Annotated in this window: 9 protein-coding genes; 2 read left to right on the forward strand and 7 right to left on the reverse strand. The window is 26.3% G+C overall.

What is annotated here, in order from left to right; genetic code table 11:
* The first annotated feature begins 3 nt into the window (after positions 1–3).
* Positions 4–1,761, forward strand: a complete 1,758-nt coding sequence (gene aspS, locus AC1B00_RS01130) for an aspartate--tRNA ligase (RefSeq protein ID WP_488847719.1) — start codon at positions 4–6, stop codon at positions 1,759–1,761.
* Positions 1,762–1,794: 33 nt separating this feature from the next.
* Positions 1,795–3,705, forward strand: coding sequence for a capsule polysaccharide biogenesis protein (locus AC1B00_RS01135; protein WP_488847720.1), 1,911 nt, complete (start codon positions 1,795–1,797; stop codon positions 3,703–3,705).
* Positions 3,706–3,708: 3 nt separating this feature from the next.
* Here AC1B00_RS01135 and AC1B00_RS01140 read toward each other — a convergent pair whose 3' ends face one another.
* From AC1B00_RS01140 to AC1B00_RS01170, 7 genes are all read right to left on the reverse strand, one after another.
* A complete protein-coding gene (locus tag AC1B00_RS01140) occupies positions 3,709–3,897 on the reverse strand; it encodes a hypothetical protein (protein WP_488847721.1) in 189 nt (62 codons plus the stop codon).
* 459 nt (positions 3,898–4,356) lie between these two features.
* Positions 4,357–4,659, reverse strand: coding sequence for a hypothetical protein (locus AC1B00_RS01145; RefSeq protein WP_488847722.1), 303 nt, complete (start codon positions 4,657–4,659; stop codon positions 4,357–4,359).
* A gap of 58 nt (positions 4,660–4,717) precedes the next feature.
* Entirely contained in the window at positions 4,718–5,653 is a 936-nt protein-coding gene (locus AC1B00_RS01150) for a hypothetical protein (RefSeq protein WP_488847723.1), read from the reverse strand.
* Between the two features lie 14 nt (positions 5,654–5,667).
* Entirely contained in the window at positions 5,668–9,759 is a 4,092-nt protein-coding gene (locus tag AC1B00_RS01155) for a glycosyltransferase (RefSeq protein WP_488847724.1), read from the reverse strand.
* Positions 9,756–10,895, reverse strand: coding sequence for a UDP-galactopyranose mutase (glf, locus tag AC1B00_RS01160; RefSeq protein ID WP_488847725.1), 1,140 nt, complete (start codon positions 10,893–10,895; stop codon positions 9,756–9,758). The genes AC1B00_RS01155 and glf overlap by 4 nt, the downstream gene beginning before the upstream one ends.
* Complete coding sequence (locus AC1B00_RS01165; RefSeq protein WP_488847726.1) at positions 10,896–12,287, reverse strand: glycosyltransferase family 2 protein; 1,392 nt, start codon at positions 12,285–12,287, stop codon at positions 10,896–10,898.
* Entirely contained in the window at positions 12,284–13,582 is a 1,299-nt protein-coding gene (locus AC1B00_RS01170; RefSeq protein ID WP_488847727.1) for a UDP-glucose dehydrogenase family protein, read from the reverse strand. The genes AC1B00_RS01165 and AC1B00_RS01170 overlap by 4 nt, the downstream gene beginning before the upstream one ends.
* Between the last annotated feature and the right edge of the window lie 194 nt (positions 13,583–13,776).

Here is a 13,776-nt window from a genome sequence, read left to right on the forward strand (position 1 = left end):
AAATTGAGAACACATTATAGCACTGAGCTAAGTATTAAAAATATTAATGAAGAAGTAGTTGTAGCAGGTTTTGTTAATTCATATCGTGACCATGGTGGAGTTGTATTCTTAGATTTAAGAGATAAAGAAGGTATTATTCAATTAGTATGCGACCCAGAAATTAGCAAAAAAGCTCACGAAATTGCAAGCACTTTAAGAGATGAATATGTAATAAGTGCAAAAGGTAAAATAAGAGCTAGAGGAGAAGGGTTAGTAAATCCAAGACTAAAAACTGGCGAAATAGAAATAGTTTGCGAAGAAGTTGAATTAATAAATGCTGCAAAAGCACTACCTTTTGATATAAATGATTTAAATGTTAATGAAGAATTAAGACTTAAATATAGATTTTTAAGCCTTAGAAATCCAAAATTATTAGATAATTTTAAAAAGCGTTCAATTATTACAACAGCAGCTAGAAATGCTCTAACAAAATTAGGTTTTATGGAAGTAGAAACCCCGATTTTAACAAAAGCTACACCTGAAGGTGCAAGAGATTATTTAGTTCCATCTCGTGTGCATGAAGGTGAATTTTACGCACTACCACAAAGCCCACAATTATTCAAACAGCTTTTAATGGTTGCAGGATTTGATAAATACTTTCAAATCGCAAAGTGTTTTAGAGATGAGGACTTAAGAGCTGATAGACAGCCTGAATTTACTCAAATAGATGTTGAGATGAGTTTTTGCGATCAAGAAATGGTTATGCAAAATGCTGAAACTTTCTTAAGAGAAACATTTGCAAGTGTTGGCATAACAATGCCTGAAAATGTAAGAAGAATGACTTATAATGACGCAATGGAAAGCTATGGAAGTGATAAGCCTGATCTTAGATTTGATATGCCGATGATTGATGTAGCACACATTTTTGCAAAATCAAATAATGCTATTTTTAGCGAGCCTGCAAAAGATACTAAGAAAAATCGTGTAAAAGCAATCGTTGTTAAAAATGGAGATAATATTTTCTCAAAACGCCAAATGCAAGGATTTGAAGAATATGTAAGAAAATTTGGCGCTAAAGGTCTAGCATTTATTCAAATGAAAGAGGATGGACCAAAAGGACCATTAACTAAGTTTTTTGATGATGAAGGCGCTGAGCTTATAAATTTCTTAAAAGAAAAAGCAGATTTTAATGTAGGAGATGTAGTGTTCTTCGGCGTTGGTGCTAAAAAAACTGTTTTGGATTATATGGGAAGATTTAGATTATTCTTAGCAAACGAGTTAAAAATCATTGATGAAAATAAATTTGAGTTTTTATGGGTTGTTGATTTTCCTATGTTTGAGCAAAACGATGATGGCACTTATTCAGCAATGCACCACCCATTCACAATGCCAAAGAATATTGATGCACCAATTGATGAAATAAGCTCTGTTGCTTATGATATAGTATTAAATGGAGTTGAGCTTGGTGGTGGAAGTATAAGAATTCATAGAAGTGATATCCAACAAAAAGTATTTAAATTACTTGGAATTAGTGAAGATGAACAAAAAGAAAAATTTGGCTTTTTATTAGATGCTTTAAGCTATGGAGCACCTAGCCATGGTGGATTTGCGATAGGACTTGATAGATTATTAATGCTAGTTACAAAATCAAGCTCAATTAGAGATGTAATAGCATTCCCTAAAACTCAAAGAGCACAATGCTTGATGACTGATGCACCAAGCAAAATTGCTTATGCTCAACTTAACGAATTACACATTGCATTAAAAGAAAGTAAAAAATAATTTTGCCCCTAGAAAAAAGGGGCTTTTAATACTATGATTATTAGATATTTTAGACAATATAAACTTCGTAAAAATGTTAAAAACTTTTTAAATCTTTCTTGGCGTGATGCTAGCCTTGATAATGTTTATTATGGTTGGGGAAGAAAAGAAAGCGGAAAAATAGCTCAAGAATTAGCTAAAAAAAATAATGCTAATTTTTGCTTACTTGAAGATGGTCTTATTCGTTCTTTAGGGCTTGGTATTAGCGATAAAAATAGCTTTTCATTAGTATTTGATGATATTGGGATTTACTATGATGCAACTGCTCCAAGTAGATTAGAAAATATTTTAAATACTTATGAATTTAGCGAAGATGAATTAGAGCAAGCAAAAAAAGCTATAAAATATCTAATAGATAATAATATAAGCAAATATAATAATGCTTACAAAGAATTTGAATTAGGAAATAAAGATAATGTTTTGGTAATTTTACAAAGCGCAAATGATTTGTCTTTAAAATATGGCTTAGCTAATAATGTTAACTCGCTTGACATAATAAAAGATGCAATTAAAGAAAATCCTAATTCTAAAATATATATAAAAATTCATCCAGATGTGCTAAGTGGTAAAAAACAAAGTGATATAAATATAAATAAAATACCAAAAGAATGCGAAATCATAAGCGATAGTTATAATCCAATAAGTCTTCTCAAAAACTTTAAAAAAGTTTATACAAAGACTTCAACAATGGGATTTGAAGCTTTACTTTGCGGGTGTGAATGTGTGTGTTATGGAATGCCGTTTTATGCAGGATGGGGGCTTACAAAAGATAAACAAAAATGTGAGCGTAGAATAAAAGTAAGAAATATTGAAGAAATATTTTATGCAATGTATTTTTTGTATACAAAATATTATAACCCATATTCTGAAGAGATTTCAGATATATTTGATACTATGAAAACAATAGTTTGGTTTAGAGAAATTTATAAGGCTAATTCAGGAAGATTATTTTTCTTTGGCTTTTCTTTATGGAAAAGAGCTCATACAAAGCATTTTTTTAAATCAGATAATAATAAAATAATTTTTATGAACTCTTTAAGTGCCTTAAAGCGGTATAAGATTACAGAAAACGATAAAGCATTCATTTGGGGTAAAAAATATGACAAAAATGAACTCGAAAAGTATTTTAAGAATGTTAGTATTGTAGAAGATGGTTTCATACGCTCAATTGGGCTTGGTTCAAATTTAACTAAAGCATACTCATTAGTTGTTGATGATATGGGGATTTATTTTGACCCAAATACTCCAAGTAGATTAGAATATATCCTAAGAAATACTAATTTTAGCGATGAATTAATACAAGAAGCAAAAAAAATTAGAAAACTAATCTTAGATAATTCATTTTCTAAATATAACTGCTTAAAACATAAAGAATTACCAAAAAGAGAGCAAAAAACAATATTAATCCCAGCGCAAGTTGAAGATGATGCATCTATAAAATGTGGTGGTTTAGGATATAATACTTTAAAACTTATCAAGCAAGTTAGGACTGAAAATCCAGAAGCTTATATAATCTATAAAGTTCATCCTGATGTAGTAGCTGGTAATCGTAAGGGACTTAAGGATGAGAAAATTATTCTTAAATACTGTGATGAAATCATAACTGATATTAGTATAGATAGTTGTATAAAAGCTTGTGATGAGGTACATACCATCACATCAACAGCAGGTTATGATGCACTTATCCGTGATAAAATAGTAGTAACTTACGGAGCTCCGTTTTATGCTGGCTGGGGTCTTACAATTGATAAAAACATAACCCCAGAAATCCTATCTCGCCGTGATAGAAAACTAAGCACTGATGAATTAATAGCTGGGGTTATTGTTTTATACCCTAGATATTTAAATCCCAAAATAAAATCACCTTGCAATGCCGTAACACTCATAAATAATCTAATAAATTAAATACTATAACTGATTTTTATCTTTATTATTGATATTTTCCAAAATCACTTCTGTTTTTATACCCAATAAATCATAAATTATTTTTGCTTGTTTATGTAATTTTATATCTGAAGTTATCAAAACATCAGCATATGTTCCATAGATAATATTTGTTACATCATGGGTTCTATTAATGCTTTCTTCCTCATTCATATGAATATATTTTCTTTGTATTTCATTTGATACTATCTCTATCAGTGCTTCTAGAAAAAAAGCATAATTTGTTTTCATATACTCAATATCTAACTTAAAATCAAATCTTTCTTTAAGTCTAGATAAAATATATTTATAAGATGTGTCACCATCTTTTTTTTTCATATTTCCATAACTCACAATTTTTTTTTATTTATAGGATCTACCTCTAAACGATTACGATAACCATATGCTAATGTTCTAATTAAAAAATCTTTTGGTTCTTCTATATTAACTATAATTTTTTCCAAATAACATCCTTTTTCCATAATATCACATTGTAGCTCGCTCAACCATAAAGCATCTTCTAACTTGGATGAAAAACCTTGAAGCTTATTATAAAAAGCGAATTTATAGGAGTATGACTAGGTCTTAAAACTTTATTTTTTGTGATTTCACTTATAATCTTAAGTGTAGATATTATATTGTTTTTATCTTATATTCATCAATTCCTATAGATTTTAAAAATAATTCAAAATCTTCAATTGTAATTTTTTCATAAGCACTATCTTTAATAATCATGCCTAAAACATCATACATTTCATATAATTTCTCTTGACTTAAATTAGATTTAAATAAAACAGTAGTGCCAGTATCTTCTAATACAGCAGGTGAATATAAAAATTCATATTCTGTATCTTTATATTTATTTAAAAAATAACTCTTATAGTCTTCATTTTTTAAATAAACAAAAATATTCATATCTAAACATGCTTTTTTCATAGTATCTCCTTAAATATTTATTGTATTTGAACAATGTAATGTCAATTAATTTTTAATTTTATAAATATTGAATAAAATCATATCCTTTAGATACGATAATTGTCTGTTCTTTGATTCCACTGCGTGTAAATTTTGTATATTTAATATCTTTATTGCTTAGTAAATTCTCAACTTTTGATATAGTATTTTTCTCTCCTTGTCTTGAGCTATCGTCTATTATAATAATAAAATCATCATCTAAATTATCATTTTCTATAATATCTAATATATTCGTTCTAGGTAAATTTTTACCCCACCCTACTGGACCATCAACAATTATTAAACTAAACCTTATATTACTTATAAGTGGTGATAGATTAGAATACTTATCATTAATACCACCATCATATTCAAATTCTTCCAACCATAATAAATTAATGCTAATGTTTTCACTGAGCTCTAGTTCTTCTTTATAGGTATCAATCCATTCTTCATTATGCTCACATATAAATAATTTTGATTGTTGATTTTTAAATTTAGCGTATTGTGTTGTTAATTTTGATGTTTGACCTAATCCAAATTCTAAAATATTATTTAAAGATACTTTATCTAAAATCCTAAAGAGTATATAAATAAAACTATAATTAGCCGCCCACCCATATAAAGATATAGATTTATCTTTAAGCCAAAAACTATTTCCAACACTATCTGCAAGCAATCTTGCAAAATACATTTCATTCATATAGTTTTGTAAATATTTAATTTTATTAATTTCTTCAGTTCTATAAGAGATATTTTTTACATTATACTCTTCAAACCTTTTTGATAATACTTCAAAATTACTTTTTAATATTTTTTCTTGACTTTTTATTTCACCACCTATCGTTTTAAATAGTTCATCTATTTTCTCTAATCGTTCTAATATAACATCAAGCTTATTAATTGCATTATTGTTGCTTGATATATAATCCTCAACTTTTTGTTCAAGCTTATAAATTCTTTCAGTCAAATTCATATAATTCTCCAATATCAACCTATTCTATTTTTTAAATGCTCTATCTCTTTTCTTAGCTTTGCGTTTTCTTCTTTGATAAGGTCTAATATTTCTCGCCTAGTGTTAAACTTCACATATTTTAAACCTAAGAAATAGTATCTTGTTTTATACTTTTCTCTTGTGATTGAAAAAAATTTATTTGATTGTCTTACCCCCATTGATTTTTCATACTCAAGTCTATTCTTAATGATATTTTCAATAATATTATTTATATCCTTAGGCTCTATTCCGTTTGAAAGCTTGATTATCAAATCTTTTAATTCATTTTTAGTATAAGGATATGGAGATTTAACTACTTCCACATCTATCACCTCACCATCTTTAACTTTCATTTCATAAGTAAATGCTTTATCATGCCAAGCTATAGTAGGCTCTTTTAAAATTTCTCTTCCATTTATTTTGATTGACTGGTAATTTACATATAAAGGTATTCTTTCGCTATTAAAACTTTTATCAATTCCCATAAATTTAAATGTTAGATTACCATTACTAATTGCTTTTACCTTAAAACTATTTTTGTAGTTTTGACTAGTTAAAACACTTCCAATACCCTTATCATTTATAAACCAAGCTGGGGTTGATATATTGATTTTCGAACTATTGTTTAATAACTCTATACTATTTTCAGATGTTCTAACATTTCTAACATTTACTTTAAAAGACTTTTTGTTGCAATTAATTTCTAATTTAAATTTTTGATTATTAAATACATATTTTTTTATCTTATACGAATTATTTTTAGTAATAATTAAAGGTTTTTTTAAAAGACTTTTACCATTTAATTTGATTTGATTATAAGTGATATTTCCACTATAGTTAAACAAATCTATCACAAGCTTTCCGCTCTTTATAATTTTAAATTCAATAGCATTATCATTTCCTATAAAACTATAGCCATTGCTTTTTTCAGTTGAGATGACTTGTATATCGTTTGTGTTTTGAATAATTTGTATTTTGTTGTTTTTAGAACCAAAATTTTTAATATCAATACGACAAGTATTTAAAATAGAATTAAAATTATTATAATCGATATTGCTATTACCTAATAATTTTATAGCTTTTTTTATAAAACTTGCTTTTTTAGGCTTATAATATTCTCCTATATAAATATTATATAATAATTTTGGGAGTTTGACCATTTTACCTAGTTTTAAATCAAAATATTCTGGATTAAACCTATGAGTACCACTCATAGGCGTAAAAGTCATTTCTCCAAATAATGCCTTATCTTTTAAAATATAAAAATCAACTCTAACAAACGAAAATTCTTTAGATAATATTTCCGATAACTGAATCAACTTATCTATCAAAGCAGGTTTTTTTATTTCATTTTGTATTGGCGGCCACTTAACTTCTAAATCTATTTCATTCCAATTTACATCAAAAATAGCTCTTCTGTGTTCTAGTGTTCCACTAAGCTCATCTACCCAAATTTGCTCTACTCTACCATTGAGACAATAAAACCTATAATCATATAAATTTTTACCTAATTCACTAATGTATTCTTCTATAATAATTTTTGGAGTAATATTCAAATAATGCAACTCTAAACCAAATTTAAGCGCATAGTTATCACTTAACCATTTATCTAATTTTTCTTCAACATCTTTTAAATCTAATTCATGTTTATTCTCTACAATTATATTATACCCAGATCCATGATTACATTTAATCACAAATTTATCTGGTAATTTATCAAAATCAATCTCTTCAAATTTATCATATACACCTAAAAGTGGTATCAGATATTCTTCACCAATTTGCTCTTTTATCCATTCTCTTACAAGATACTTGTCAGCTAATCTTGTTTTAATAGGAGTCGAATCATACAATTTCATCCACTGAATCTTTTCATTTAAAGTTTTTGGATTTTCTAAATTTAAAGTTTTACCAGTTACTTTTTTATACCAAATAATTAAATCATTTTTATCTTTTTCTTGCTTTCTTTCATGATATAAGGAATAATATGCTTTTGGATCTTTTATTATTAACTTAATATTATTAATACCAAATTGCGTAAAGATAGTTTCATCTATAAGATTTTCTTTTAAGTATTTTTTAAAATCCTTTGCAAACCTTTCAAGAAATAATATTCTAAAATTATCATCAATCCTGTCTAATGTAAAATTATAAGCAAAGTATCTAAGTAATACAATAAATTTTCTAAGCTTAATATTATTAGCAAAATTTTGTAGAATAAAATTCTCTATAAAATCATACTCTTCACACATGCAAAAAACTTTTTCTTTACTCTTAACTGAAGAATTTGGATTATCTCTTCTTATCCTATAATATGAATCTTCTACAAACATTATTTTTTTTGCATAGCAAAAAGTCTGTATCCAAAATCCATTATCTTGAAATGACGCACCAGGAGTTTCATTTAACTTAATATTATTGTTAATTATCATAGTTCTTTTAAAAATACCATTACAATTAATATTATTGACTCTAAAAATATTTATATTACTATGAATGTTGTATATTTGGTTATAAGAGCATGTGTTATTGTTACATAGTTTTCTATCAATGAATTGCCTATATTTACCACTTCCATAAAAAATTTTAAAGTCTGACTTAATAATATCTAAATAATTATTTTTAGCTATTTCATATAATTTTAAATACATATCTTTTTCAATATAATCATCAGATTCTACAATACTTATATATTCACCTTTTGCATATTTTAATCCCAAATTAATTGTTGCACCATATCCAGAATTTGCCTTGTGAATAACTTTAATTCTATTATCTTTAATTGCATACTCATCAAGAATTTTAGGTGTATTATCTATGGAACCATCGTTTAAAATTATCACTTCTATTTCTCTTAATGTTTGCTGCAAAATACTTTCAATACATTCTGATATGTATTTTTCATTATTATATACAGGTACTAAAACACTAACTTTAGGTATATAATCTAATTGATTATCAAATTTAACCCTATCATCATTACTTATAACTAAATCGATAAGTTCAATGGAATTAAAATATTTTAAAAGATAATCATCTATTTGCATACTTAATAAATCAGTAATATTTTTTAATTCATTTTTATAACTAATTAATTCTTTACTAGAATCAAGTTTATATTTATCAACCATTACTGCTTTAAAAAATTCAATCAATCTATATTTATCTTTAACACCAACTTTTGATAAATTAAAAATAAATACAGACGCTAAAAGCGTATAAAAACTTGATGATATAAAAAAATTATTTATGTTTTCACATTCTACATATAGCTTAAAAATAGCATTTTCAAAAACAAATAAATCATTACTTTTTGAATTTGTTAAAGAATTGCTGTTATCAACCCTATAAAAACAACCGCAAATATTTAAAAATATCGCACTATCACATTTTAATAAAGAGTTATACATAAAATATAAATCATTTGTTGTTTTAATATTTTGAAATTTAACATTATTTTGATTGATTGACTTAGCGAAAAATAATTTATTCCATGGCGCTGGATTTGTCAATTGAAATAGCTCATTATAATGTTCTTTTAAAATGATTTTTTGTTTTTCAATAATTTTACTTCCTTTGCTATCAGAAATATTAATATTACCATTAATATACTTGAAAGTTTTATACCTAAAAACAATTATATCAACTTTTTGTATATTTAAATCACTAAAAATTTTTTCATATAAATTTAAATCAATATAATCATCACTATCTAAAAAATGATAATATTCCCCACTAGCTACCATCATACCAGCATTTCTTGCAACTCCAGCATATAGATTTTCTTGAATAAGGACTGTGATGCGATTATCTTTAACTGCGTATTCTTTTAAAATTTCTAATGAATTATCGGTTGAGCCATCATCTATACATATTATTTCTATTTCTTTTAAGCTTTGGTTTATTACACTATCTAAACATTCTTTTAAATATTTTTCTGTGTTATATACTGGGATTATTACTGATACTTTTGGAGTATAATCAATTTTATTTTTGATTAAAATAGTAGCTTTTGTATCAGGATCGCCTTCGGCGTTTTTGACTACAATTTGATTTTCTGATAAAGTCATTAATAAAAGGTCGCTCATTTATTACCTCCTTTTATATTAAAAATATCCTCAAACACCTCAAAAGCACCGAGGATAGTTCTATTCATATCATAGTATTTGTAAGCCCCTAATCTTCCTAAAAAATAGGTATTTTCTAGCAATATAGCTTCTTGTAAATATTTGTTATATAAAGCAATATTTGAATCATTTAAAATTGGATAAATTCTTTCATTCTTTCCTATTTCAAATTCTTCAGGATATTCAAACGATAAAACAGTTTTATTAGAATTTTCTTTTAAAAAATATTTATACTCAGCTATTCTAGTAAAATCATAATTATTAGGATAATTAACCACTGGAGCATTTTGAAATTTATCAATATCATAAGTTGTAATTTTAATGTCTAGACTTCTATATGGTAGTTTTCCAAATTTATATTCAAAAAATTCTTCAATAGCTCCAGTATAAAATATTCTATCAAATTGTTTTTTATTTATATTTTTATAGTCTGTGTTTAGTCTTATTTCTATATTTTTATGAGATAACATATTTTCAAACATCTTAGTATAGCCTTTAAGAGGTACACCTTGGTATTTTTCTTGAAAATACCTATTATCTCTACCTATAAAAACCGGAACCGACCCAGTAACAGATGGATCTAACTCTTCAGGCTTAAAACCCCATTGTTTAACAGTGTATTCCTTAAAAATTTTTTCATATATAAAATCCGCTAATAATTTCAAATCTTTATCATCTGTTTGTAATAGCTCAAGTATCTTTACCTTTACATTATACCCAAATTTTTCTATAAGTTTATTTTCCAATTTATTTGCCAACTGCTCAGGAAACACAATATGCAACGAATTTAAATTAAACGGAACTGGCACTTCATTACCATCTACTATACCTAAAACACTATGCATAAAAGGCATCCATTCAGTATATTGTGATAAAAAATCCCAAACTTCTTTATTGTTAGTTCTAAAAATATGGGGGCCATACTTATGAACTATAATACCCGTATCTATATCTTTATAATCATAACAAGTACCTGCTATATGGTCTTTTCTATCTATAATAACAACTTTTTCATCCAATTCATTGGCTATTTTATTTGCCATTACAGCACCACTTAAACCACACCCTACTATTAAATTTAATTTTTCTTTACTCATTTATATTCCTTTTATTTTTACCATCTCAACACTATTTTTTTTATTTTTTACATTTCTTATATTTACTTTGAAATCTTGTTTTTCATTTGCAATTCCTAATCTAAATTCCACTTTAATAGTCTCATTATTTTTAACCTTTAACTTGTATCTATAAGGAGAATTATCGGTTGTGATAACTGGGAGTATATTTATTATCTCATCATTGATTTTTATTAAGTTATATCTTGTAGCTTTATAAATGCCATTGCTCAAAATAGACCTAAAAGTTATATTAAATATCCCACTTCCTATAGCTCTTAGATATATCACACAATCACCGCTACCCTCAATGCTTATGCCATTACCTTTATCATTAGAAAGTATCTTTGGATATGAATAGTAAAAATCTTCAAATTTCGTTTGTTGTGGCTTGTAAACTATGATAAAATCATTAAAATTTATCAATTCTCTATCATTAAAGCATCTATCAGATATAGCTTTTAACTCATCAAAAACATCTTCACTTAACTTATCTATATGACTTATAAATTGTGATTTAATTTTCATAAAAATATATTTCAAGATAATTTGTTTATGCTTTAAATCCACTTTTTCTATATTTTTAAATTGACTTATCAAATCAGCTAAATTATCAGCTCTAAGCTGTATTAAAGAATTAACATGATTTCGTCTATACATAATCAATTCCTTATTTGATACATAAAGCCTATTTAGATTATTTATACACTTTATGAAAAAACTAACATCATTAACACATTTAAGATTATCAAATTTTATATCGTATTTTGTAACAAAACTAGTTTTGTATATACCACTCCAAGCACTATCAGGAAGAGTTAAAAGTAAATCTATCTTAGGATTTTTTATAAGTTTATTGAAATAATTTTTATCAAGTTTTGATATTGCAATATAATCATTTTGATAATATAAGTCATTATAATCATCATAAATTATATTTTTAAATTTAAGCAACTCCACTTGATATTTAACAGCTTCATTATAAATATATTTAAGCTCTCCATCCATCACATCATCACTATCTAAAAAGTGATAATATTCCCCACTAGCTACCATCATACCAGCATTTCTTGCAACTCCAGCATATAGATTTTCTTGAATAAGGACTGTGATGCGATTATCTTTAACTGCGTATTCTTTTAAAATTTCTAATGAATTATCGGTTGAGCCATCATCTATACATATTATTTCTATTTCTTTTAAGCTTTGGTTTATTACACTATCTAAACATTCTTTTAAATATTTTTCTGTGTTATATACTGGGATAATAACTGATACTTTTGGAGTATAATCAATTTTATTTTTGATTAAAATAGTAGCTTTTGTATCAGGGTCGCCTTCGGTGTTTTTAACCACTATAATTTCTTGGCTCAATTCTTAACCCCGATATTTATTACGTCAAAACCATATTTTTTAGCTTCATTTAAGTCTATTATATTTCTAGTATCATAGATTTTTTTAACTTTTACAAAATCTTTAAGCTTTGAAAAATCAATATCCTTAAACTCATCCCACTCAGTTAAAACCACTAATAAATCGCATTCTTTAGCGCATTCATAAATTGAGTTTGTGTAATTTACACTCTCATTTAAAATACTTTTAGCGTTTTGATTAGCCTTTAGGTCATATACATTTATATTTTGATAATCTTTAATCAATTCCTTTGTAATTTCAATCGCTGGACTTTGTCTACAATCGTCCGTACCATTTTTAAAAGCAAGTCCTAAAATACCTATTTTTGGACTATCAATATCTTTTAAAATATCTTTAATGTTATTTACAATTTTTTTAAACCTATTATTATTTCCTCTGATTGTGGTTTTTATTAACGAAATATCTACTCCAAATTCTTTAGCCATTCCAAGCATTGCCAAGGTATCTTTTGGAAAACAACTCCCACCATATCCAGGACCAGCGTTTAAAAATTTGTCACCAATTCTACTATCAAGCCCAATCCCAAGCGCAACATCGCTTATGTTTGCACCACTTTTTTCACAAAAATCAGCCATCTCATTTATAAAATGTATTTTCATTGCTAGAAATGAATTAGATGCGTATTTGATAAGCTCAGCTGATTTTCTAGAAGTTATTAAAATTTTATCATTATTTATATGAAAATATAGTTTCTTTAACACCTCACTTGCTTTATCAGAGTTACTTCCTATTACAACTCTATCAGGATTATAAAAATCCTCTAAAGCATATCCTTCTCTTAAAAATTCAGGCAAAGATACTATATCAACATTAGAATTTATTTCATGTATAATTTGCTCTATTTTATCTCCAGTTCCAACAGGAACAGTTGATTTAGTAGCTAATATGAAATATTTATTTTTATCTTTTAAGTTTTTACAAATTTCATTTGTTGCTGCAAAAATGTATTGTAAATCAGCCTTTTCACTATCATTTGACTGCGGAGTTCCAACTGCTAATATAACGATATCAGCCTCATTTACAGAAGAATATGATGTGCTAAATGTTAGGTTTTTATTTACCACTTCTAAAAATGCTTCTTCAAGATTATTTTCATAAATTGGAAGCTTACCCTCCTTTAAAGAATTGATTTTACTTTCATCAACATCTACACAAACAACATTATGACCTAATTTAGCAAAACCAACACCACTAGGCAAACCCACATAGCCAGTTCCAATAATAACTATATTCAAAATTTCTCCAAGTATTGAAAAACCATTATTTTCAATATTAAAAAACATTGTGTCTTATTAGAAGTAGATAGTTTTAATATGTATTGATATATTAATTTTTTACACGATTATTACCTTTTTTTAAGAAAAAAATGCTTTAATTATTGCTTATTATTTAAATTTCAATACCATTTATTTGTATTGAAATTAATGGT

The organism is Campylobacter sp. DY7 (assembly GCF_057802535.1).